Source organism: Prevotella sp. P4-51 (genome assembly GCF_002251455.1).
In the GTDB taxonomy this organism is placed as follows: domain Bacteria; phylum Bacteroidota; class Bacteroidia; order Bacteroidales; family Bacteroidaceae; genus Prevotella.
This window is the reverse complement of record NZ_NPJM01000011.1, coordinates 86,822-110,204: the sequence shown is the minus strand read 5'-3', so window position 1 is coordinate 110,204 and position 23,383 is coordinate 86,822. Positions and strand designations below refer to the sequence as shown.

The 23,383-nt window shown below is 55.0% G+C and carries 22 protein-coding genes; 7 read left to right on the top strand and 15 right to left on the bottom strand.

What is annotated here, in order from left to right:
- Window positions 1–546: 546 nt before the first annotated feature.
- Complete coding sequence (locus CIK94_RS01425; RefSeq protein ID WP_094387648.1) at window positions 547–1,449, top strand: Abi family protein; 903 nt, start codon at window positions 547–549, stop codon at window positions 1,447–1,449.
- A gap of 139 nt (window positions 1,450–1,588) precedes the next feature.
- Here CIK94_RS01425 and tyrS read toward each other — a convergent pair whose 3' ends face one another.
- From tyrS to CIK94_RS01390, 7 genes are read right to left on the bottom strand one after another with little or no spacing between them, the layout of a single operon-like run.
- Window positions 1,589–2,887, bottom strand: a complete 1,299-nt coding sequence (gene tyrS / locus CIK94_RS01420) for a tyrosine--tRNA ligase (protein WP_094420886.1) — start codon at window positions 2,885–2,887, stop codon at window positions 1,589–1,591.
- A gap of 38 nt (window positions 2,888–2,925) precedes the next feature.
- Window positions 2,926–3,177, bottom strand: coding sequence for a membrane protein insertion efficiency factor YidD (yidD, locus tag CIK94_RS01415; RefSeq protein ID WP_094420883.1), 252 nt, complete (start codon window positions 3,175–3,177; stop codon window positions 2,926–2,928).
- Window positions 3,174–3,569 (bottom strand): ribonuclease P protein component, encoded by a 396-nt coding sequence (locus tag CIK94_RS01410; protein ID WP_094420881.1) that lies wholly within the window; start codon window positions 3,567–3,569, stop codon window positions 3,174–3,176. The genes yidD and CIK94_RS01410 overlap by 4 nt, the downstream gene beginning before the upstream one ends.
- A 14-nt stretch (window positions 3,570–3,583) precedes the next feature.
- Window positions 3,584–4,330, bottom strand: coding sequence for a uroporphyrinogen-III synthase (locus CIK94_RS01405; protein ID WP_094387551.1), 747 nt, complete (start codon window positions 4,328–4,330; stop codon window positions 3,584–3,586).
- A 6-nt stretch (window positions 4,331–4,336) separates the two neighbouring features.
- Window positions 4,337–5,356 (bottom strand): DUF4271 domain-containing protein, encoded by a 1,020-nt coding sequence (locus CIK94_RS01400; RefSeq protein ID WP_254046116.1) that lies wholly within the window; start codon window positions 5,354–5,356, stop codon window positions 4,337–4,339.
- Window positions 5,353–6,615 (bottom strand): methionine adenosyltransferase, encoded by a 1,263-nt coding sequence (metK, locus tag CIK94_RS01395; protein WP_022310936.1) that lies wholly within the window; start codon window positions 6,613–6,615, stop codon window positions 5,353–5,355. Before metK ends, CIK94_RS01400 begins: the two co-directional genes overlap by 4 nt.
- Window positions 6,616–6,637: 22 nt before the next feature.
- Window positions 6,638–9,460, bottom strand: coding sequence for a pitrilysin family protein (locus CIK94_RS01390; RefSeq protein WP_094420878.1), 2,823 nt, complete (start codon window positions 9,458–9,460; stop codon window positions 6,638–6,640).
- A gap of 745 nt (window positions 9,461–10,205) precedes the next feature.
- Between CIK94_RS01390 and crcB the strand changes: the two genes are divergently transcribed.
- Both crcB and CIK94_RS01380 read left to right on the top strand, forming a co-directional pair.
- Complete coding sequence (crcB, locus tag CIK94_RS01385; RefSeq protein WP_254046091.1) at window positions 10,206–10,565, top strand: fluoride efflux transporter CrcB; 360 nt, start codon at window positions 10,206–10,208, stop codon at window positions 10,563–10,565.
- A gap of 40 nt (window positions 10,566–10,605) precedes the next feature.
- Entirely contained in the window at window positions 10,606–11,478 is an 873-nt protein-coding gene (locus CIK94_RS01380) for a PfkB family carbohydrate kinase (RefSeq protein ID WP_094420876.1), read from the top strand.
- Here CIK94_RS01380 and CIK94_RS01375 read toward each other — a convergent pair.
- The 5 genes from CIK94_RS01375 to CIK94_RS01355 all read right to left on the bottom strand — a co-directional run bounded on the left by CIK94_RS01375 (window position 11,475) and on the right by CIK94_RS01355 (window position 14,362).
- Entirely contained in the window at window positions 11,475–12,185 is a 711-nt protein-coding gene (locus CIK94_RS01375) for an ABC transporter ATP-binding protein (protein WP_094420874.1), read from the bottom strand. The two genes, CIK94_RS01380 and CIK94_RS01375, sit on opposite strands and share 4 nt — an antisense overlap.
- A gap of 8 nt (window positions 12,186–12,193) precedes the next feature.
- A complete protein-coding gene (locus CIK94_RS01370) occupies window positions 12,194–12,979 on the bottom strand; it encodes a glycosyltransferase family 2 protein (protein WP_094387556.1) in 786 nt (261 codons plus the stop codon).
- An 11-nt stretch (window positions 12,980–12,990) separates the two neighbouring features.
- A complete protein-coding gene (locus tag CIK94_RS01365) occupies window positions 12,991–13,740 on the bottom strand; it encodes a glycosyltransferase family 32 protein (protein WP_022310942.1) in 750 nt (249 codons plus the stop codon).
- 57 nt (window positions 13,741–13,797) lie between these two features.
- On the bottom strand, window positions 13,798–14,055 hold the full coding sequence (locus CIK94_RS01360; protein ID WP_022310943.1) for a DUF3791 domain-containing protein: 258 nt from the start codon (window positions 14,053–14,055) through the stop codon (window positions 13,798–13,800).
- A 64-nt stretch (window positions 14,056–14,119) separates the two neighbouring features.
- A complete protein-coding gene (locus tag CIK94_RS01355; RefSeq protein WP_254046090.1) occupies window positions 14,120–14,362 on the bottom strand; it encodes a DUF3791 domain-containing protein in 243 nt (80 codons plus the stop codon).
- Window positions 14,363–14,460: 98 nt separating this feature from the next.
- On the opposite strand from CIK94_RS01355, the gene CIK94_RS01350 reads away from it, so the two are divergent.
- The 3 genes from CIK94_RS01350 to CIK94_RS01340 are packed head-to-tail and all read left to right on the top strand — an operon-like array spanning window position 14,461 to window position 17,410.
- Window positions 14,461–15,486, top strand: coding sequence for a C1 family peptidase (locus tag CIK94_RS01350; RefSeq protein WP_254046115.1), 1,026 nt, complete (start codon window positions 14,461–14,463; stop codon window positions 15,484–15,486).
- Window positions 15,461–16,102, top strand: coding sequence for an HAD family hydrolase (locus CIK94_RS01345; RefSeq protein WP_022310947.1), 642 nt, complete (start codon window positions 15,461–15,463; stop codon window positions 16,100–16,102). The genes CIK94_RS01350 and CIK94_RS01345 overlap by 26 nt, the downstream gene beginning before the upstream one ends.
- Window positions 16,103–16,114: 12 nt before the next feature.
- Window positions 16,115–17,410: a histidine-type phosphatase gene (locus CIK94_RS01340; protein WP_094420872.1), complete on the top strand. Its 1,296-nt coding sequence runs from the start codon at window positions 16,115–16,117 to the stop codon at window positions 17,408–17,410.
- 79 nt (window positions 17,411–17,489) lie between these two features.
- Here CIK94_RS01340 and CIK94_RS01335 read toward each other — a convergent pair whose 3' ends face one another.
- Window positions 17,490–20,147 (bottom strand): ATP-binding protein, encoded by a 2,658-nt coding sequence (locus tag CIK94_RS01335; RefSeq protein ID WP_158216490.1) that lies wholly within the window; start codon window positions 20,145–20,147, stop codon window positions 17,490–17,492.
- A gap of 452 nt (window positions 20,148–20,599) precedes the next feature.
- Here CIK94_RS01335 and CIK94_RS14270 point away from each other — a divergent pair, with 452 nt between their 5' ends.
- On the top strand, window positions 20,600–20,773 hold the full coding sequence (locus CIK94_RS14270) for a hypothetical protein (protein ID WP_158214794.1): 174 nt from the start codon (window positions 20,600–20,602) through the stop codon (window positions 20,771–20,773).
- Window positions 20,774–21,207: 434 nt separating this feature from the next.
- On the opposite strand, the gene CIK94_RS01330 is transcribed toward CIK94_RS14270, so the two are convergent.
- Window positions 21,208–22,257 carry a glycosyltransferase family 9 protein gene (locus CIK94_RS01330; protein WP_094420867.1) on the bottom strand — a complete coding sequence of 350 codons (1,050 nt, stop codon included), beginning with the start codon at window positions 22,255–22,257 and terminating at the stop codon, window positions 21,208–21,210.
- Window positions 22,254–22,862 (bottom strand): DUF4254 domain-containing protein, encoded by a 609-nt coding sequence (locus tag CIK94_RS01325; protein WP_022310953.1) that lies wholly within the window; start codon window positions 22,860–22,862, stop codon window positions 22,254–22,256. Before CIK94_RS01325 ends, CIK94_RS01330 begins: the two co-directional genes overlap by 4 nt.
- Window positions 22,863–23,383: the final 521 nt, after the last annotated feature.

The following is a 23,383-nucleotide window of genomic DNA, read 5'->3' as shown; positions in this document are numbered from 1 at the left end:
ATCGCCACTTTTTTGCCATTTCCATCCTATTTTGGGCATATTCCCCACCCCCCTCCTTTAGCTTTGCGTTGAGCCGGGAAGCAGAGGGCTTGCGCCAGAGAAAGGTCGGGATAATTCGGGCTGACCATATCAACTCCGGGGGTGACAAAAGAGAAAAGGTGTATCTGCCTGATGGTTGCAGATACACCTCCAGTATCGATGAGAGATGACTCTTACTTCACAGTGACAAGATAGTAGTTTTTCTTGCCGCGCTGTACGAGGAGGTACTTGCCGTTGATGACCTAATGAGGGCAAATCAATAATATCCAGCATCAAATCATAGCTGTCTTTCATACCATGATAATTAATGTAATTGCACATATTTCTCCTAAAAAAACCTCCAAAAATGTTATGTTTCTATCTAAAAGACAAGAAATCGTTATTGGAAAGTTTTTTTCTCGACTTAATGCTTGCACAATTCATATTATCTTTCTATATTTGCAGTGCTAGAACCCGCCAAGCCTCTCAACGATGCTCAAATGTGCGGGTCGTTTTTTTATTAACCATATGTCAAATACTATACCGTTCACCAAGGGCTATTCATCGCCACATGACCTCGTCTCGTTGCTGCAATCAAGAGGTCTTTCCATTTCCGACACATCGAAGGCGGAACATTACTTGGAGCATATCGGCTATTACCGACTCTCTGCTTATATGCATCCATTGCTCAAGATGCCGAAAGAGCGTCATATATATAAACCCGATGCGACATTCAGCAAGGTAATGATGTTGTATCGATTTGATAAAAAGCTGCGTCTATTATTGTTTAATGATCTTGAGAAGATTGAAATTGCTGTGCGTAGTGCGATAGTCAACATCGGTAGTTCAATGACAGGTGCCCCCTTCTGGATAACAGATTCCGCTAACTTTGTCAGCTCCCCAAAGTTTCAAAAGACAATAGATTTGATAGACCATGAGCTTCGCAAATCAAAAGAGGAATTCATTATCCATTTCAAGGAGACATATTCTGACCCATATCCACCAGCATGGATTGTTTCAGAAATACTTCCTTTCGGTATCATCACAAACATATACAGCAACATCAAGGATAAAAAGATAAAGAAAAGAATCTCTCAATCATTTGGGCTGCAAATAGCGCCATTTGAATCTTGGCTGACTATTGTGACACTGACAAGGAATGCATGTTGCCATCACTCGAGAGTTTGGAACAAGCACAATACTATCCGTCCAATGGTACCTAATAGGATGGTCTATCCTTGGATTACGCTTCAGACGGATTCGCTTCGCATCTACTATAATATATGTATCATTAAGTATTTCTTGGATGTCATATCTCCAAACAATGATATGCTTCAGAAGATGAAGACGTTATTTGCAGATTATCCAGAGGTAGATTTGAATGCACTTGGTTTCCCTCAAGGATGGGAAAATGAGCCACTCTGGAGATAACAATATTAGGATAAAGCCTGCTGTCTGTGATGTCTTCACCGTCAGTAGGCTTTATTTTTCATAGATTCGGCATTTACTCATCAAAAAAGCGTGGCTCGGAGACTCCGGACCACGCTTTGGGCTATCTATATTTATATTCTTACTTCACAGTGACAAGATAGTAGTTTTTCTTACCGCGCTGTACGAGGAGGTACTTGCCGTCGATGAGGTCGTCGGTGGTGATGACCTGGTCAAAGGCTGTGAGTTTCTCCTTGTTGAGCGATACGCCGCCACCCTGTACGAGCTTGCGCATCTCGCCCTTGCTGGCGAAAATCTTGACATCGTCGCGGGTGAAGAGCTCTACGGCGGGCTGACCCAGCTGGTCCTTGGCGAGGGTGAAGTGGGGCACTCCGGCGAAGACATCGAGCAGTGTGGCCTCGTCGAGCTTCTGCAGGTTCTCCTTGGTGGCTTTGCCGAAGAGGATGTTGCTGGCCTCGATAGCCATCTGCAGGTCTTCCTCTGAGTGTACCATTACGGTAACCTCTTCTGCCAGACGACGCTGCAGCACGCGGCGGCCTGGGTCCTGACGGTGCTCGTCGATGAGCGCCTCAATGGTCTCGCGGTCGAGCGAGGTGAATATCTTGATGTACTTCTCGGCTTCCTCGTCGCCCACGTTGAGCCAGAACTGGTAGAAGGCGTAAGGCGTGGTGCGGTTGCGGTCGAGCCAGATGTTGCCGCTCTCGGTCTTGCCAAACTTCTTGCCGTCGGCCTTGGTGATGAGCGGACAGGTGAGGCAGTAGGCTTCGGCTTCTGAGCCGAGGGTGCGACGTATGAGCTCGGTGCCTGTGGTCATGTTGCCCCACTGGTCGTTACCGCCGAGCTGGAGCTGCACTCCGTGTCTCTGGTAGAGGTAGAGGAAGTCGTAGCCTTGGAGCAGCTGGTAGGTGAACTCGGTGAATGAGAGTCCGTCGCGAGCCTCTCCGTTGAGTCGCTTCTGCACGCTGTCCTTGGCCATCATATAGTTTACGGTGATGTGCTTGCCCACTTCGCGTGCGAAGTCGAGGAAGGTGAAGTCCTTCATCCAGTCGTAGTTGTTGACCATCTCTGCCTTGTTGGGCTCGTTGCCGTCGAAGTCGAGGAATTTGGATACCTGCTTCTTGATGCACTCCTGGTTGTGGTAGAGGGTGTCGGCGTCGAGCAGATTGCGCTCCTGGCTCTTGCCCGATGGGTCTCCAATCATACCCGTGGCACCTCCCACGAGCAGGTAGGGCTTGTGGCCGCAGCGCTGCAAGTGTCGCAGCATCATGATGCCACAGAGGTGGCCTATATGGAGTGAGTCGGCGGTGGGGTCGGTGCCCAGGTATGCCGATACCATCTGCTTCTGCAGAAACTCTTCGGTACCTGGCATTATCTGCGCCAGCATACCGCGCCATTTCAGTTCTTCTACAAAGTTTTTCATTCTGTTTATGTTTTTGTTCGTTGTTTCTGTCTTGGTCTCTAAGGCACGGGGTCGTAGCCCGAACCGCCCCAGGGATGGCATCTCAGTATGCGACGCACGGCGAGCCAGAGTCCGCGTATGGGCCCGTGCTTGACGATGGCTTGTCGCGCATATTCAGAGCATGTGGGGGTAAATCGGCATGATGCCGGAGTGAATGGGGTGATACATTTCTGGTAGAAAAGTATGGGTAAAAGCAGGAGCCATGTCAGCGCCTTTACCATCCAGCAGCCTATAGACTTGAGGGTGTTCATAGACATTCGCTGATACGGGTCAGGAGTCTGACCATACGGTTTTCTACCTCAGAGGAAGGGAATTTCTCGTCGGTGAGCCACACGAAGGCCATGGCTACGGCGTCGTGGTCGTCGGTGAGGTTCTGGGTAATAATCGACTTGTTGCGTCGGAAAGCCTCGCGCACCTGTCTCTTCACCCTGTTGCGGTCTACGGCATGCTTGAAGTAGCGCTTTGGAACGCTCACGAGCATCGCGGCACGGGGCTGGTCGTCGACGATGGTGCGCTTCATAAACACAACTCTCAGCGGAAACGCCGTCATCGAACGTCCGTTTCCTGTAAAGAGCTCGTTTATCAGCTTCTTGCTGCATATACGCTCTTCCTTGGATAGCGTGAATCTTTCAGCAGCCGACATGGGTATGGTTGTGCTTATTTGCTGTTGCTGAGATATGCCTTGAGGGCGCTGGTCATTGACGGATGTTCCTTGCTGGGGGCTGCCAGATCGAGGCGCAGACCCTCATCGGTGATGGTCTTGGCGGTGGCAGGACCGAAGGCGGCTATCTTGATGTCGCCCTGCTCGAAGTCGGGGAAATTGCTCTTGAGCGCCTTGACGCCGGTAGGACTGAAGAACACCAGCATGTCGAAGTCAAACTTCTTCTTCTCCTCCTCGCTGAAGTCGTTGCTCACGGTGCGATACATCACACACTCCTGGTGGTGCAGCTTCTTCTCGTTGAGCATCTTCTCGACGTCGTCGTTGTGTACGTCGCTCATCGGCACGAGATACTTCTCGGTCTTGTGCTTTACCATGAGAGGGATGAGGTCCTTGATTTTACCAGTATTGGTGAAGAATACCTTGCGCTTGCGATACTGCACATATTTCTGTATGTACAGGGCTATAGTCTCGAGCACGCAGAAGTACTTCATGTCCTCGGGGATGGTGATGCGCATCTCCTTGGCCAGCTTGAAATAGTTGTCTATGGCATGGCGCGAGGTGAAGACCACAGCTGTATAATCGAGAAGGTTTATTTTCTGCTGACGAAACTCTTTTGCGGTTAATCCCTCAACCTTGAAGAATGGGCGAAAGACACACTCTACTCCATAGTCTTTCTCTATGTCGTAATAAGGGGATTTTTCACTGGATGGTTTTGGCTGTGAGATTAAAATTTTCTTCATTATTTTGTCCTAAAAATTTATTTTCAAATACCCGTTGATTATCGTCAGTCCTCCCCAAAGCATGAGTAGAGGTACTATTTCAAGGGCACAAAAGTACAAAAATATTTGGAAACTAAGGGAATTCTTACTGAAAAAAATGATAAACTGCTTGCAAAGAGTCAGTATTTTGGCAGATGCGATGGTCAAGCCTACATAAAAGAGCGTGAAATAGACGGGCATTTCAAAGAAAGTCTGCAGCATGACTACAGGGAATAACACCACGCCTTCGGTGGCTGCCACGAAGAGGTTGGACTTCTGAATCTGTAAATTTTCTTTACTACCGAAGAACGTCCAGTTGACCACCCACGACAGGGCGGTTTTGACCAGAAAATAGGCCATGATTACTGCCACATAAATGGCTATCACCTGATAGGTTTCTATCATGAATGTTTCGCCTATTCGGGTGCGGGTATAGAAGAAGAAGCTCAGTGCCAGCATCAGGCAGGTCTGTATCATCAGCGCCACCTGGAATCTTATCTCGCTGGAGGTCTCGGGGATGACGGTGGTGTTGTCGCTGTGATTGGTGTAGAAGAATTTCTTTACCTGGCGCATAAAGAAACCCTTGCTCTGGGTGAAGGCTACCATGATGAGTACGAATCCACCCAGGAGGATGCTCACGAAGAAGTCGTCGTTGGCGATGGTATAGGGCACAGGCGTGCCTGCCACTCCCAGTCGGCCTCCCCGCAGCTCGGGATGAAAAAGGGAATCCTTCGCGAAGAAGGATTCCTTATAATATTGTGGCAGACTGAATTTCTTGTAGCTCTTCCCCGCAGGCCAGCCAGGCAGATGGAGCGTGTCGGGACACTGGCTCCATGTGATTTTGCATGGCTTGATGTTGGCCCTGATGGCAGAGTCCATCTGGGCGGGCGTAGCCGTGCGCGGCAGCCAGCTCAGCACCTCGGCGGGGGTGAGCTCGTGATGGGCCGCGGGCTGCTGTGTGGCAGCCGTGTCCATCGTGTGGGTCAGCGTGTCAGTCTGCTGTTGCATCATTTCAGGTCGAACGCTTTACGGATGTTGTCCACGCTGTCGAGCTTTTCCCATGTGAAGAGCTCTACATCGATGGTACGTGTCTCGTGATAGTGGCTGGTGAAGGTCTTGGTCACCACCTCGTTCTTGCGACCCATGTGTCCGTAGGCTGCAGTCTCCAGATACATGGGCTGGCGCAGCTTGAACTTGCGCTCGATGGCCTTGGGGCGCAGGTCAAACATCTCCTTGATTTTGGCGGCAATCTCGCCGTCGCTCATAGCCACGTGGCTGCGTCCGTAGGTGTTTACATATACGCTCACGGGCTCTGCCACGCCGATGGCGTAAGCCAGCTGCACGAGCATCTCATCGGCCACTCCGGCAGCCACCATGTTCTTGGCGATGTAGCGGGCGGCATAGGCAGCCGAGCGGTCTACCTTGCTCGAGTCTTTGCCAGAGAATGCGCCACCGCCGTGGCCGCCCTTGCCACCATAGGTGTCGACGATAATCTTGCGGCCGGTAAGACCGGTGTCGCCGTGGGGACCTCCGATGACAAACTTGCCTGTGGGGTTGACGTAGTACTTGATGTCGTCGCCGAAGAGCGCCAGCACCTTCTCGCTGTGTATCTGGGCCTTGACGCGGGGCATGAGTATATGGAGTACATCTTCCTTGATGCGGGCCAGCATGCGGTCGTCGTCGTCGTCAAACTCGTCGTGCTGGGTGCTCACCACGATGGTGTCGATGCGCTGGGGCACGTTGTCGTCGCTGTATTCCACGGTGACCTGACTCTTGGAGTCGGGGCGCAGATAGGTCATCTCCTTGCCTTCCTTGCGTATGTCGGCGAGAGTGGTCATGATGAGGTGGGCCAGGTCGAGCGAAACGGGCATGTAGTTTTCGGTCTCGTTGCAAGCGTAGCCGAACATCATGCCCTGGTCGCCGGCACCCTGGTTGTCTTCCTCCTCACGGCTCACGCCGCGGTTGATGTCGGCGCTCTGCTCGTGGATGGCGCTCAGTATGCCGCATGAGTTGCCGTCAAACTGGTATTCGGCTTTGGTGTAGCCGATATTCTTGATGGTCTTGCGGGCGATGGCCTGCAGGTCGATGTAAGCCTCAGAGGTCACCTCGCCCATGATGACCACCTGTCCGGTGGTCACAAAGGTCTCGATGGCGCAGTGTGCCTTGTCGTCGTAAGCCAGGAACTGGTCGAGCAAAGCGTCTGATATCTGGTCGGAAACCTTGTCGGGATGTCCTTCGGATACCGACTCAGATGAAAATAGATATGACATGTCTTTTTTCTTTGTATTTAGTTTATTCCTTAAAGTCGGCAGGGAGCATAACCACCTCGATGCGGTTGCCCTGCTTTACAAATTCCTTCATGAAGTTGCAGATGTCCTCGGGCTTGATGCTCTTGAGCACATCGGCATAGCGTGTGTGCCATTCCACACCATACTTGTTGTAGGTGTTGATGGTGTTCATCCAGTAGCCATTGGTCTTGACGGCGAGTTCAAACTGCTTGCCCATCTGCTCCTTGACCTTGTTCAGCTTCTCGGCGTCGCAGGTCTTGGTCAGAGCCTCTACCTCGCCCAGCAGGATGGTGCGGGCGGTGTCGGCCTTGGCGGGCTTCACGGGGCACTGAGCCATAATCTGTGCCAGGGTATAGCCGTCTTCTTCGTGGCTCTGTCCGCCGTAGGCACCTACAGAGTAGGCAGCGCTGGCTTCCTCGCGTATCTTCTCCAGATAAATCATGGAGAGCACCTGACCTACCACCTGGCTGTTGATGCTGTTTTCGAGTGTCCAGGGCATCTGGTCGTTGTACCACATGGTGACGTTCATGGCCTTGGGAGTCTCCATCTTGCGTGTGAAGTTGTTGACTACCTCGCCCTTGACCAGCTGGCCCAGACGGTGACCCTTCTTGGCCTTCTTCTTAGAGGGCAGCGAGCCGAGATACTGGCACACCAGCTGGCGCAGAGCCGCCTCGTCGAAGTTGCCCACGAAGGTGAAGGTGAAGTTGCCTGTGTTGGCGGTCATCTCTTTGGCTATCTGCAGGATGCGGTCATAGTTCACGTGCTGCAGGTCGCTCTCCTTGACGGCGCGATGGCGTGGGTTGTGGCCATAGAGTGTGGCGGTGAGCGAGTCAGAGTATGCCGACATGGGGTCCGAGGCGCGGTTCTTGAGCGTCAGAGCCATGGTGGTCATCAGGTTCTGGTATGCGTCCTGGTCCTTGTTGATGTGGGTGAGATAGAGGTATGTGAGCTGCAGCATGGTCTCCACGTCCTGAGGTGTGGAGCTGCCGTTCACGTTGACCGAGGTCTGTCCCAGACTCAGGTCAGCATTGGCTATCTTGCCTGCCAGAGCCTTGTCGAGCTCGGTACTGCTGAAGTTGCCCAGTCCGCTTACGCCGATGACCTCGTCGAAGAGCTGCAGATTGGCCCAGTCGTCCATGCCGTAGAGCGAGCTGCCGCCTGCACATTCACCGGTCATGCGTACCTCGTCCTTCTTGTAGTCGGTCTTCTTCAGCACCACCTTGATGCCGTTGCTCAGAGTGAGCTCCTTGAAGCCCAGAGTCTTGTTTTCGGTCTCTTTCTTTATCTTTCCTGCCTTGGGGAGCTTCTGGATGAGAGGCTCGTTCTTCACGTTGTCCACGTAGGCAGTCACTTCAGCCTTGCGGGCAGCCTCGACGGCGGCGAGCAGAGACTCCTGGGTGGGATAGGCAGCGCCTTCCTTTTCCACGTTGAAGTTCATGATGACCATATTGCTGTCGTTCATGGTGATATACTCCTTGAACATGGCGTTGATCATGTCTACGTTGAGTGTGGGCAGCACCTGTTTCATCACCGCATAGCTGAAGTCGATAGAGGGCAGACAGTCGTTGTTGAGGAAGTTGCCCAGTATCTGGTTGAAGAGTTGGGTGTTGGTGCGCTTGTCGCGGTTGGTATACTGCTTTTCGAGCATGCTCAGCGCGTCTTTGCGTGCGCGGTCAAACTCGGAGGCTGTAAATCCGAACTCTGCCACGCGTCGTGCCTCTACGAGAGCGGCTGTCAGAGCGGCTTCTGTCTGTCCCTCCTTGGGAATGATGCCAATGGTGAAGGCGTCCTTGGTCTTGGCAAAGATGTAGTTGCCATCGTTGCCCGAAGCGGCTACGTAGGGGCAGTCAGCCTTCTGCACCGCCTCGTTGTAGCGGGTTGCCAGCATAGCCTCTCCCAGTGCCTGGGCCTCGCGGCTTATCATGTACATGAGTGTAGAGCGCAGACTGTCGGGGGTGGCGTCGTGCTTGAACATCACCTGGACCACGTTGCTGTTCTGTTCCTTGTCCTTGTCTATCACTACGATTGGTTTCGCGTTGTCGGGCACGGGCTCCTCTGTCACCTTACCGGCTTCGGGGCTGGCCTGGATGCCGCTGAAGAGCTTCTTGATGAGTGCTTCGGTGTGGGCCACATCCACGTCGCCCACCACGATGATGCCCTGGTTCTCGGGGTTGTACCACTTCTCATAGTAGTCGCGCAGCTCCTGATACTTGAAATTGTCTATCACGCTCATCAGACCGATGGGCATGCGCTGGCCATACTTGCTGCCAGGATAGAGGGCTGGCAGGGCGCGCTCAAACATGCGCTGCGAAGCGCTCGAGCGCAGTCGCCACTCCTCGTGTATCACTCCGCGCTCCTTGTCTATCTCCTTGGGAGCCAGAGTCAGGGCGTTGGCCCAGTCGTAGAGTATCAGCATGCACGAGTCGAGTGCAGACTGGCGCGCGGTGGGCACGTTGTCGATGTTGTACACCGTCTGGTCAATGCTGGTATAGGCGTTGAGGTCGGCTCCAAATCTTACACCCAGAGTCTCCAGATAGCGTATCAGTCCATTGTCGGGGAAGTGCTCGGTGCCATTGAAGCACATGTGCTCGAGGAAGTGGGCCAGACCGCGCTGGCTCTCATTTTCCTGCAGCGAGCCTACCTTCTGGGCGATGTAGAAGTTGGCGCGATGTTCGGGCCATCCGTTGTGGCGGATGTAGTAAGTCAGACCGTTATCCAGCTTACCCATGCGTACTGCGGTATCCATAGGTACCGTCATGTTCATTTGGGCTTGCGCCATTACTACTGTCAAGAGTAGCAGCGCCAGCGTAAGAGACTTTTTCATCATAGTCGTGTTATTGTTATAATTACGTGTTATCTATATAAATAATGTGCAAAGTTACGTATTATTTCCGACACGAGGCTTATCCCGAGGTTAAAATCTCTTGTAAAAGAGAGAAATTAGCCTTTCCCGCCATCACTTCAGCCACTCTCGGGGCGCAGCTCGCCCGGCGCCCTACCCTCTCCACGACCGCTGCGATGACTTCCGGCGGTCGTGGAGAGCCATTAGCATCAGTGGGATGGACCTCGGCTGGCTCGTGCCTTCCGATACGTGGTCACGTGCCTTATGATACGCGGTCACGTAACTTACGATACGAACCCTCGTGACTATTGATACGAGCCAGCAAGGGCGGTCACGGTGTGGTTGTAGCTGTCTTCCTGTGCGCTTGGGTTAGACTGTGGGCTGACGAGGATGGTCGGGGGATGGCGTATAAAGAAACATAAGTTTTTCCTTTGCATTGTTTTCACCTTGCACTACCTCTACGGCTTTCGCCGTGAAGGTAGGCGGCGGTTCGGAAATAAAAATAAAAGATTTTATTTTGTATTTCTCTCACCTTTTAGCCTACCTTTGAATAAGGTAGGCTGCGTCTCAACAATGCCAGTAAAAAACATTCGTTTTTCCTTTGCATTGTCTTCGACTTGCACTACCTCTACGGCTTTCGCCGTGAAGGTAGGCGGCGGTTCGGAAATAAAAATAAATGATTTTATTTTGTATTTCTCTCACCTTGCACTACCTTTGTACCATGAAAGAAATGATGTGTGTATGTGTGGGAAGCTGCTTCGGCGGCTGTCTGCGTTATCTCGTGGGCCGATGGATGGAGCTCTGGGTGCCGGCAGCGTCGTTTCCCTATGCCACATTGGCGGTCAATGTGGTGGGGTGCTTCCTGATAGGCGTGTTGGCGGCGATGGCCAATGTCGGCGGAATATCGCCTATGGCCAAGCTCCTGCTGGTGACGGGGTTCTGTGGAGCCTTCACCACCTTCTCTACATTCATGAACGACAACCTGCTGATGGCCCGCGACGGACAGATGCTGGCGGCGCTGCTCTACACCGTGCTGAGCATGGTGCTGGGCATGGCGGCGGTGGTGGCTGGCTATCAGGTAGTAAAATAATGATCTATAACGCGCCCCAGGGCGACAACAACCGACAGGTATGAACCAAATCTGCTGCATAGGACATATCACTCACGACCGTATCATCACTCCTCAGCGTACTGTGGAGATGGCTGGAGGTACGGCACTTTACTTCTCATGGGCGCTCCACGCCATAGACCCTACATTCGACTTCAGTCTGGTCACCAAGGTGGGCGACGAGTCGATGGACGAGGTACGGAGGCTCCGCGAGGCTGGTGTCGATGTGACCCGATACGGCTGCCCCCACTCCGTGTTCTTCGAGAATGTCTACGGCTCCAACCTCGACGACCGCCGGCAGCGCGTGCTCGCCAAGGCAGAGCCATTCACCATCGACGAGCTGATGCACACCTCTGCCCGTGTCTATCATCTCGGCACGCTGCTTCCCGATGATTTCTCGCTCGACACCATTGCCTGGCTCCGCCAACGTGGCATCGTGTCTATCGACGTCCAGGGCTATCTGCGCCAGGTGGTGGGCGAGGACGTGGTGCCCATAGACTGGGACCAGAGCCGCTCGCTGCTTTCTCAGGTCGATGTGGTGAAGCTCAACGAGATGGAGATGCAGGTGGTGACGGGCATGACAGATGCCCACGAGGCGGCCCGGTTTATCGCATCGATGGGCGTGAGCGAGGTGGTGCTCACCTTTGGCAGCATGGGCTCTATGATTTATGCCGGCGGCAGCTTCTACGATGTTCCGGCTTACGCTCCACGAGAGGTGGTCGATGTCACGGGCTGTGGCGACACCTACTCGGCGGGTTATCTCTATGGTCGCTCTATGGGCATGGATTATGGCGAGGCGGGCCGGTTGGCTGCCGCCATGTGCACACTCAAGATAGAGCGTGCCGGAGTCTTCACGGGCAGTCGTGAAGATGTAGACAGAATATTGCAGGGTTAGCCGCGCAACAGCCGTCCGATGATGCGGCTCACCTCATCGGCGGTGATTTTTCGGATATGCTTGTTCTCTATTTCCATCAGTTCGTCGCCCAGTTGTGCGGCGAGCTCCAGGTCGTGTGTGCTCATGAGTATGGTCTTGCCCTCGTCGTGGGCGAGTCGGGCGAGGGTCTTCATCACGGCCACCTTGCTGGGATAATCGAGAAAGGCGGTGGGCTCGTCGAGCACGATGACGGGCGTATGCTGTGCCAGGGCTTTGGCTATCATCACCTTCTGGAGCTCGCCGTCGCTCAGCTGGCCCATGCGTCGGGTAGCGAGCGGGGCTATGCCTACCGTCTGCATTGCCTCGCTGACGAGGCGGCGGTCGTCATCGCTCAGCCTGCCCCAGAACCCGGTGTAGGGGGCTCGGCCCATGCCCACCATCTCTGCGGCGGTGAGCGAGGGGGTGAGCGGACGGTCGGTGAGCACCACGCTCACGAGGTGTGCCACCTCGGCGGCGCTCATGGTGGTGATGTCGCTGCCCGAGATGGTCACCGTGCCCTCTATGGGTGGCTGAAATCCGCACAGCGTGCGCAGGAGGGTCGACTTGCCTGCACCATTGGGACCGAGCAGACATACCAGACGGCCACAGGGCAGCGAGAGGCTGATGTCCTCGACTACTCTGTGGCCGCGATATCCTACGGTGAGACGGTTGGTCGTGATGGCTGTCATGGCGGGGGTCACTTCCGGTGGCGTATGTCGCGCTCGGCGTTTCTCGACTCTATCACCTTGGCGATGGTGATAAACCGATAATAGGCGTCGAGCGACGCATTGATGAAACCGGGCACGCCTTTGCATATCTGTCCTTTGAAGAAATAGGCCTTGACGAAGCGGAACAGGGGGTCAAAGACCAGCTTGAAGGCGCCATAGTGCTTGCCGCGCTTCTTCTCGACCTCGTTGTCGGTATACTCATTGGTCTTGTAGACTCGTGTGCGTATCGAGTCGTCGGCCAGATGTATCAACGCCAGTTCGCGGCGACGCCTCGGGATATACTCTATGCGGCCCTGGACGGTGGGGAATGTGTGTACATAAGGCGGCCAGACGGTTCCCTCGCGGATGAAGAAGCGCAACTGGTAGTCGGGATAGGCAAAGAGGCGGTGCATGAAGTATCCCTTTCGCGGTATATACAGTCCTTGCGGGCAGTCGGGTTGGCTGATGCGCTGGTAGAGATAGTCGCGCAACTCGGCGGTAATAATCTCGTCGGCATCGACGACCAGCACCCAAGGGTATAGAGCTGACTGTATGGCAAAGGTTCGGGCTGGTTCGGCACTCTTATGGTCAGCTTTAGGGAATGTAACCACGCGTGCTCCCAGTCTCTCGGCTATGGCCACGGTGTCGTCGGTGCTCTCCATGTCGCACACCAGCACCTCGTCAAATCCCTCTGCGGCTCGGATGACCTCTTCGAGCATGGCGGCGGCGTTGTAGGTGTTGATGACCACCGAAATCTTGTGTTCGTTATTCTCCATGACGTGCTGTGTTATTTTCGGGTGATACGGCGCCACAGTTTCTGCAGTTTCTCCTTGACCGAGGGATGCCAGCTGTGGGCGCAGTAGTGTATGCAGTAAGATGCGGGGGTGACCTCGTGGCGGTTGCCGGCGAATATCTCTGAGCGGTAGATCATGATGTTGTCGCTGAGCTGCTGGTCGCGGTCGGCATAGATAAATCCGTATTTCTCGGCGACACGGGCATAGATCTGCGGCGATACCACGTCGGTGGCGAGGGTACCGTCGGGCTTGATGAATGGCTTGTCCTTATACCAGTCGAGCACATCCTTGATGAAGGGAGAGCCTGGCTCGGCGCCCATCACGGCTGCCTGTATCTGGATACCCGACACAAATCCCTCCTTGATGCGTTTGCCCTCGCTGTCTATCATCGCCATCGCTCCATCGCGCTCTATCTGGATGGGGTGATACTCCAATGACGACATGAAAGAGTGGTTGAGCAGGTCGTCGAAGGGCTTCAGAACCAGCACATCGGAGTCAAGATAGATGCCACCCTCATGGTAGAGGGCGTACATGCGTATGTAGTCGGCGGCGAAGGCCCACTTGCGCTGGCGGATGGCCTCGCGCACATAGTCGGGAGCACCCTCGACATCAAAGTTCTGGGCGTTCCACAGCTTTATCTCGTAATCGGGCATCACCCGACGCCATGTCTTCATGCACCGTTTAATCTTGGCTGGGTACGGGTCGCCGCTCATCCAGCAGAAATGTATCTTCTTAGGTATCATAGTAATACAGTATGTGTCTATATATAAACTTGGTAATTACAAAGTTAAGCCAAATAATCAATTCCCACAAGCATTTTGATGCTTATTTTCATGAGAGTTGTCTTTATTCTCATTCCAGATTTCTTCAGCCAGGTATTTGTCACTGCGGCAGTGCAAATCGGCAACTCCATCTTCAAGGAGCGTCAGCATATCAGAGTCATAAAACATATCCATCGCCTCCTTCAGCGTGATGTCGTGCATCTCGCTTATCTCCTTGATGATTCGCGCATACTTGGCCTCAAGTATAGCATGAAAGGAATCGTCGTGTACGTTCATAATCGGATACTGCTTTTATAAGTAAGACATCTGTCAATAACGCTTGATGCATGATATACTTCCATTAGCCAATTACTCCTTTTTCTTTCATATAGTCAATCAGGTCTTCGACAAGGTAATCTTTGCCGAAGGTATGGAGGACGTCGTAACTTGGAATGATGTAACCGCTCAATATGCCAGAAGACTTCAGCCGATGATAGACTTCTTTGGGGCATAGGTTCAGCTTGCGCGAGAGGTTACCTATGCAGTAAGTGATAAAGTCTACGGTGTCGATATTCATACTCTTGCTGTTTATTTCCAGTTCCAAAGTTAAGCCATTATTTTCTATTAGCCAAGCAATTTCCATGATTATTTCGCTGCTTATGTTGTATTTATTGTGTAACTTTGTTCCTATATTTATTAATAATGTATATACGAATAACGTATTTAGTCTTGGCGGCGCTGGTGATGATGGCCTGCGAGAGGCCAGCCAACCCGGCAGCCGACAGTCAATTCACCGACGAGCTGCGGCTTGCCATCACACCTGTCAAGAACCAGGGGGCGAGCAGCGTGTGCTGGATGTATGCCATGCTCTCGACCATTGAGACCGACCGGCTCAGCCAGGGCGACTCCGTCAATCTCTCTGTGGCGTTCCCATTGCGCCGCTATATCGAGGAAGGGGCTGCCGAGGCCATGCTCGGTGGCAGGCGCCACGCCATCACGATGCGCGGCACAGCCTGTATGGCTCTGAGTCTGCTCGACACCTATGGCGCCGCGCCTTACGACAGCTATCCCGCCGAGGGAGTGAACTATGACGCCTTGGCACGTGGTGTCAACGCGATGGCACGCCGTTCACAGTCTCTCAGCCACTTGCGCCGGCAGGTGGGCGATATGCTCGACAGCCGTATGGGTGCTCTCCCCCAACGCGTCTATATGCTTCATGCCCAATACAGCTTCGGCGAGTTTGCCCGAAGCGTATATGCACAAGACTACCAGGCTCTCACCAGCTTCACCCATCATCCCTTCGGACGCAGGGTGGTGCTCGAGCTGCCCGACAACCACCGCCGCGACAGCTTCCTCAATGTGCCCCTCGACACGCTGATGCACGCCATAGACCGGGCACTCGACCAGGGCTACGCCGTGTGTTGGGAGGGCGACATCTCTGAGCCCGGTTTCTCCTTCAGCCGTGGTGTTGCCACCCTACCCCACTCTCCACGCTACGACCAGCAGTTGCGACAGCGCTGGTTTGAGCGCCGACAGACCACCGACGACCACTGCATGTGCATCATAGGCCGTGCCCACGACCGCCAGGGCCATCCCTACTACATCGCCAAGAACTCTTGGGGCACGGACAATCCGTTCGGAGGCATGATGTACATCTCCCGCGACTATATCAGAATGAAAACCATAGCAATAGTAATCAACAATGAAACTTGTCATATTCGACTTTGACGGCACCTTAGCCGACACCGAGACACTCATCACCCAGACGATGATGAAGACCATCGAGGCCATGCACCTCGAGCCCCGCAGCCGCGAGGAGATAAGGGCTATGATAGGGCTGCCGCTCAAGGAGACCTTCACGCGGCTTATTCCTATGACCGACGCCACCGGAGATGCCTGCGCCCAACTCTACCAGGAGATATTCGCACGCGACAACCAGCCCGGAGTGGTCCAGCTCTTCCCCCACGTGAGGGAGACGTTGCAGAAGCTCTATGACGCCGGACTCACGCTGACCATCGCCACCTCGCGCCAGCGCTTCTCGCTCATGGTCTTCCTCAGAGATATGCAGATAGAGCATCTCTTCAGCCACATCGTCACCGTCAACGATGTGGAGCATGCCAAGCCCGCACCCGACATGGTCGTCCAGACTATGGAGCGCATGGGAGCGACGCCCGACGAGACCATGATGGTGGGCGACGCCGTCTACGACATACAGATGGGAGTCAACGCCGGAGTACACACCACCGCCGTGACCTACGGCAACGGTTCGCGCGAGGAGATGGAGGCGTGCGGTGCGCAGCACGTCATCGACGACTTCGCCGACCTGTATCAAGTAATCGTATAAATGTAGCAAGATATGAGAAAACTCTTAGTTATCATCGCGCTGCTGTCGCTGACAGTGTGCGCAGAGGCGCAGAACGCGCGTCAGGAAATCAAGAAGAACCCCCGCGTATCGGCCAGTGGCTATCTGGCTTACCCCGGGCCGCAACACCGGCTTACCCCCGCGCCCAAGGGATACAAGCCTTTCTATCTGAGTCATTATGGACGCCACGGCTCGCGTTACCTTATCGGTACTGCCGACTACGACCGTGCCTATCTTACCCTCATGCGCGCCGACAGTCTGGGTCAGCTCACCGCCAAGGGACGTGAGGTGCTTGGCAAGGTGGCACAGATACGTCAGGAAGCCATGCACCGCGATGCCGAGCTCACCCAGCGCGGAGCCGAGCAGCACCGACAGATAGCCCGAAGGATGTGGGAGAGGTTCCCCGAGGTATTTGAGGGCAAGACCAATGTAGACGCCAAGAGCACCGTGGTGATACGCTGCATCCTGTCGATGGAGAACGCGCTGCAGGAACTCGTGAGACTCAATCCCCAGCTCAACATCACCCACGACGCCAGCCAGCACGACATGTACTACATGAACCAGGACGACAAGGTGCTCTACAAGCAGAAGATGGCGGGTGGCACCAAGGAGCTGCTCGACAGCTTCAAGCGCCGCCACCGTGACGACAGCCACATGCTGGGCCTCATCTTCCGCGACCCCAACTGGCTCGGCAAGGCTAAAGCTGACAAACTGGCCGACCGACTCTTCAAGCTGGCAAGCAATGTACAGAGTACCGAGCTGCGCCACCAACTCTCGCTCTACGACATCTTCACCGACGAGGAACTCTACCAGCACTGGCTCTGCAACAATGCCTTCTGGTATCTCACCTATGGCCCCAGCACCATCAATGGCGGCAACCAGCCCTTCTCTCAGCGCAATCTGCTCCACAAGATTATATCCCAGGCCGACAGCTGCATAGCTCTGCCCCACCCCGGTGCCACGCTGCGCTACGGCCACGACACGATGGTGATGCCGCTGGTATGTCTGCTCGACCTCAATGGCTACGGACGACCCGTGAGCGACATCGAGCAGCTGCCCGCAGTGGGATGGTGCGACTACCGCATATTCCCCATGGCATGCAATGTGCAGTGGATATTCTACCGACGCTCTGTAGACGACAAGGACGTGCTGGTCAAGATACTGCTCAATGAAGACGAGGCGCGCCTGCCTATCTCTACCGACTGCGCACCTTATTACCACTGGAGCGATGTGCGCCGCTACTATCTCGACAAGCTCGCTTCCTACAAGCCGCAGCCACTGCGGAAGTAACCCCCGACCCCACCCCGATAACGCCAATCGCCGCCATGTCTCTGCTGACATGGCGGCGATTGCTGTCTATGGCCCCGGCCTACTGCGCCGTGGGCTTGGCGGTCCACGCCGTGGGACTTACGCCCGTCACCGTGCGGAACACCTTGGCAAAGTGTGAGTAGTCGGTGAAGCCGCATGCCAGCGCCACGCTCTTGAGCGGCATCTCGGGCTTGGCAGCCATGATGGTCTTGGCGCAGTTGATGCGCGTGATGCGTATGAGTGCCGCCGGCGACTGGTTGATGAGCCCCGTCACCTTGCGGTGCAGCTGTCGGGCGGTGATGTTGAGGTCGTCGGCCACCATGGTCACGGTGATGTCTTCGCCCTTGTTGATATGGGCCACTATGACCTGCTCCACGCGGGCGAGGAAGTGGTCTTCGATGGTGTCGTCGGTCACGGGAGCCTGGGTGATGGTCTGCGCATACTTGTCTCTGAGCATGATGCGCTGTTCGAGCAGCTTGGCCACGCGGGTAAGCAGCTCTTCGGTGTTGAAGGGCTTGACCAGATAGGCGTCGGCACCTGCCTTGATACCCTCGATGCGGTCTTGCTCGGTCACGCGGGCAGTCACCATGATGATGGGTATGTGGGCGGTGAGGTCGTTGGCGCGTATGGCGCGCGCGAGGGCCATGCCGTCCATGTTGGGCATCATTACGTCGGTGATTACGAGGTCGGGAATTATCTCTCCGGCGCGCTTGAGTGCCTCGACGCCGTCGCGCGCAGCCACCACTTCATAGAAGGGCTCGAGCTGGGTGCAGAGCAGATCGGCCACATCGGCATTGTCTTCGGCCACCACGATGATGGGCTTGCCCGAGTTGCCTATCTCGGTCTCGGTCACCGGGTCGGCAGAGCGGTTCTGTATCGGCATGACGATGTGGAACGTGGTGCCCTTGCCCACCTGGCTCTCGGCGGTGATGGTACCGTTGAGGTGGGATATTATCTCTTGTGTCAGCGCCAGTCCTATGCCCGTTCCCTTGGCTTCGCCCATGTCGCCGGTGGTGTAGAACGGCTCGAAGATATGGGCGAGCTTGTCGCTGCTGATGCCATGACCCGTGTCGCTCACGTCGATGTGCAGCCGGTCGCCGCGCTGATAGAGATTGACGCTGATAGTGCCCCCGTTGGGTGTGAATTTCAGTGCATTCGACACCAGGTTGCTCATCACCTTGTTCACGTAATCGGGCACAAAGTCCATCTCGATGGCCTGGTCGTAATGATACTTGAGCGTCACGCCGCGGTTGGCGGCATAGTCTATATAGGTCTCGAGCAGCATGGCGACCTGGGCGCAGATGTTGCCGTGCTGCCAGTTGGGCTCGCCGATTACCGACTTGACCTTGCTGATGTCCAGCAGTTGGGTGACGAGCGTGAGCAGGCGGTTGCCCTGCCGCTCTATGGTCGACGCCTTGTCGCTGACCGACTGTGGCACCTCCGTGTTTTCCCTGATTTTGCGGCTCAGTCCGAGTATCACCGTCAGAGGCGTCCGGAACTCATGGGTAATGTTGGTAAAGAAGTCTTCGCGCAGCCTGCTGGCCTCTCTCATCATCTCCATGCTGCGGTGGCGCATGCGCTGCACGTAGAGCAGTGCGCTGATGACCGCCAGGAGCAGTATCACCGTGAGCCCGAAGAGCCATGCGCTCTGCTGGCGTATGCGCTTCTCGGTCTGCAGTTCGTTCTGCGCCATGTCGACCATCTTCTGCTGTCGCGTGCGCTCGATGTTGATGCCGATATTGTGTATGCGGTCCAGCTTCTCGTTGTCCAGGATGCTGTCCTGATAGGCGGTGGCGATGAGATGGTGGTCGAGCGCCTCGTGGTAGCGGCCCTGGCGCTGCATGAGCTGGAAGTAGAGATGGTGTACCTCGACGATATGCTCCCACGAGTTGATTTGGCGAGCCGTGGCGTCGGCCCTGTCGAGCAGCGCCAGTGCCTTGGCGTCCTCGTGGGTGTGATAATAGACCGAAGCCAGTGCCAGACGCGGTTCGAGAGCGTGCCAGAGGTCTTTCAGGTCGGTCATCATGCGGTCTGACTGTTCGTATTCGCGCAGCGCGAGGTCGTACTGCTGGCGTCTCTCATAGATATTGCCGAAGTAGAGGTGGCAGAGAGCCATGCCCAGCAGATTGCTGTCCTTCTTGTTGTAGAACATGGACTGGCGGTAGTAGTCCAGCGCCTTCTCGTCATCGCCGCGGGCACTGTAGATGGAGCCCAGATTGGCATAGTTGATGGCCTGGCCCGTGGCACTGCCCAGCTGGTGCTCGCCCTCGAGCGCCTGGCGGAACACGCTGTCGGCGTCGTCGTAGCTGTAGATAGAGAGGTAGATGTTGCCCAGTCCGTTGAGCGCCTTCACGCGGTTCTTGCGCATCTGGTAGGTAGTGTCGGACGACTCGTCGCAGAGGCTGAGCGCCTGGTAGTGGTAGCTCTGCGCCACGTCGAGCATGCCCATGCGGCGGTAGTCGGTGGCAATGTTGTTGAGTGCCTGTATCCACTCGCTGCTGTCGCCCACGGCGCGGGCCATGTCGAGTCCGCGTATGTGGAGTCTGAGAGCCTCGTCGTAGCGGCTGGCGTCGCGCTCCTTCTTGCCCTGCTGGCGCAGCGTGGCAAGGCTGTCGCGTATACTTTGGGTCTCGCTCTCGCTCGGGCTGCCGTGTTGGCAGCAAGTCAGGATAAAGGCGAGTGTCGTGGCCCATAGCAGTCTGGTCAGTGTGTGTAGCATATAGGTCATGGAGTTATCAGATGACAGTATTCTCTTCCTTGCTGCAATATTCGGAAAAATTCGTGAAATGACCAAGCATTTCGTTAGATTTTTCGCAAATAGACACCGAAAAGGTGCAGATTTATTATAAATGTCCGATACATACCACTTATTGTCCGAAATATACCAGTGGTTTGGTGAATAATTGTCGACCTTTGCAGCAGAGTAATGACAGTGGTCATAGAGGTAATTGATAATCTCTTTCCTTATGTGGTTTCAACATCCGTAAATTTTTGCAGGCAATCGTGAGATAACCCTATACAAAATCCATCAGATGACGCAAAGGCCCTCTTTACCTTCGACCGAAGGTAAGGGGGGCTGATTTTTTTGCCCATCAAGGTTGGGGGAGTTGAGCTACCCTTTTGCTCGCATGGGTCTACCCTTCTGTTCGCACCGAGCATCACCCCAACAGCATGGAAATTCCCCTTGCGCGCACCGAGGGTGCCTTGATAGAGCAAGAGCTACCCTTTGAGCGCACCGAGGGTGCCTTGATAGAGCAAGAACTACCCTTTGCGCGCACCGATGGTCACCCCAACAGCATGGAAATTCCCATTTGCTCGCACCGAGGGTGCCTTGATAGAGCATAGAGCTACCCTTTTGCTCGCACCGAGGGCGTCTTGGCTGGCTCGTAACATACGATACGTGAGCTCGTGCCTTATGGTACGCAGCCTCGTGACATAAGAAACGTGGTCACGTGACTTCCGTTACGAGCCGCCCGATGCCCTCTCTCCGCTTGCCTGGCGTCTCTCCGGCTGCAGCAGCTGCTCTGCCTACACGCTGAGCGTCACTCCCGCTTTGCGGGTCGACCTTCTCCGCTTGCCTGAGCATCTCTCCGGCTTTGCCGACCGACCCTTTCCTACACGCCGGGCGTCACTCCCACCCCACCCCGCCCGTTGCGGGCGCGCGTATATATAATAAGGTGTTGTCCGGCGAGGCACCCAGACGCAACAAGCCCCTGCATGCCGTGTCGGATGGATGCAGGGGCTTGTCTTATGTCTTGTTGCTTGAGTCTACAGTAGCTCTACCGGCGCTCTGCGGTCGCCACGATGCGCGCCACGATGGTTTCGGGCTCTATCTGCTTCATGCAGGGATAGTTGCCGTGTATGCAGGGCTTGTTGCCGTAGATGCTGCACGGACGGCAGTCCATGTCGAACTGCACGGCGTTGTCCTCGCTCTGCCTCCAGCCCATGAAGCCGGCGTAGGGATGGGTGGCGCCCCAGACGCTCACCACAGGGGTGGCTACGAGCGAAGCCAGGTGCATGTTGGCAGAGTCCATCGAAACCATCACATCGAGCATGCTCATCAGCGCGAGCTCCTGGCGGAGTCCCTTGACCACGGCCGATGCCACGGTGCAGCCGGGAGTCTGCTCGGCGATGTGGTTGAGCTGTTCGGTCTCCGTCTTTCCGCCTCCGAAGAGGAATATGCGGTAGTCGGGGTGCTGCTCGGTGAGCAGGGCGACCACCTGCTTCATCAGTCCCAGTGGATATACCTTGCCCTGATGGGCTGCAAAGGGCGCTATGCCTATCCAGCGCTGGTTCTCGGGCTTGTCGCCTACCCTCTCAGAACGGTCTGCCGCCGGCGCTTTGCCGTCGGGATAGAGGGAGGTGAAGTCGGGCTTGATGGGATAGCCCAACTCGGCGAGCACATCGGCGTAGTTCTGGAACGACGTGGGCTGCTGCACGCGCTGTTTCCCCTCCTGCTGAGTGAGCAGACGCTTGCCGCGGCGGTGCTTGTCTATATGCGCCACGTGGAAACGCCCCATGCAGAAGCGCAGACGCAGATACTTGGTGCGCAAGACGTCGTGGAAATCGGCGACAGCGGTGAAGTGCTTGGCTACAAGTCGGCGGTAGAGGCTATTGAGGCCATGCAGATTGTGCAGCTCTTCGGTCGAGGCTTCCATGAACCCGACATTGGGCGCGAGGTCGTCAAAGAAGGCGCGCGCAAAAGGTCGGCTCAGCACCGTGATGTGGGTGTGAGGGTACTGGGTGGCGAGCGAATAGACTATAGGCACGGTCATCGCCACGTCGCCCATCGCTGAGAGACGTATGATGAGTATGTGGTCGGTCTTCACTTCTTGCCGTAGAGTATCGGATTGGTTGATGGGTCGTTGTACATCTTCATCTGGCGATATACCTTCATATACTTGCGGCCGGCGGCGATGTCGTCGAGCAGCTGGTTGATGGCAGTGCCGAGGTCTACCTGCTGTTCGAGCAGCACGTTGAGCTTGGCCTGACACTTGGCGCGGTGCTCGGCGTCGGCGTCGGTACGCTCGGCCTGCTCGCGCATATGGTAAATCTTGAGGGCGAGGATGCTCAGACGGTCGATGGCCCATGCGGGGCTCTCGGTGTTGATGGTAGCGTCGGGGGCTATGGTCACGTCGGAGTACTGCTGACGGAAATAAGAGTCAATCTGCTCTACCAGGTCCGTGCGGTCCTGGTTGCTGCGGTCAATGCGGCGCTTCAGCTGCAGGGCTTCCATCGGGTCAATGTGGGGGTCACGGATAATGTCTTCCAGATGCCACTGTACTGTGTCTATCCAGCACTTCAGATAGAGCCGGTTGTCGATAGACTCGCGGTCGTAAGGGTTATTAATGGGTGTATCTACATCGTTCTTAATGTGGTAATCACTAATCGCTTGATTGAAGATGTGATTGCACTGCTCAGTAAATGATGCCATGTTTTTAGTTGTTTATATTATTATACTTGTATCGTTGTTTAGGGGCGTAAACCTTAATTTTGCAAAGATAATGTAAAATGAAGACAGCGCCAAGCAAAACCCCGACTTTTTATATTTTTCCCCCGTTTTTGCCCAAGCCCCCACCTCAATGCTGGCGTCCATCACGCCATAAGTATCGCTATATATGCTTTATGTGTCAATGGATATCTGCCGTCTGTCCACCCATGATGCGCTGCCCGACAGCCCATCTACTATGCCCGTCTGCCTTTATATTCTATCCATGCACCTATATATTATTTCCACAGCCATAAATATTCCATCCATCCACCTATATATTATATATAAGGTGTAATAGTCTGCCGCCCAGGGTAAGGCCGCTTGGGGTAGGGGTGCTTCCGCCCCACGCGAAGGCCTTAGATATTGGTTATAAAGGGCTATGGCTTGGTAATGAAGATGAAAGTTGCCGTTTTGGAACTTGTCTGCGTTCTTCTGGAGGTCATCTCCCCGCGTTTTTAACAAAT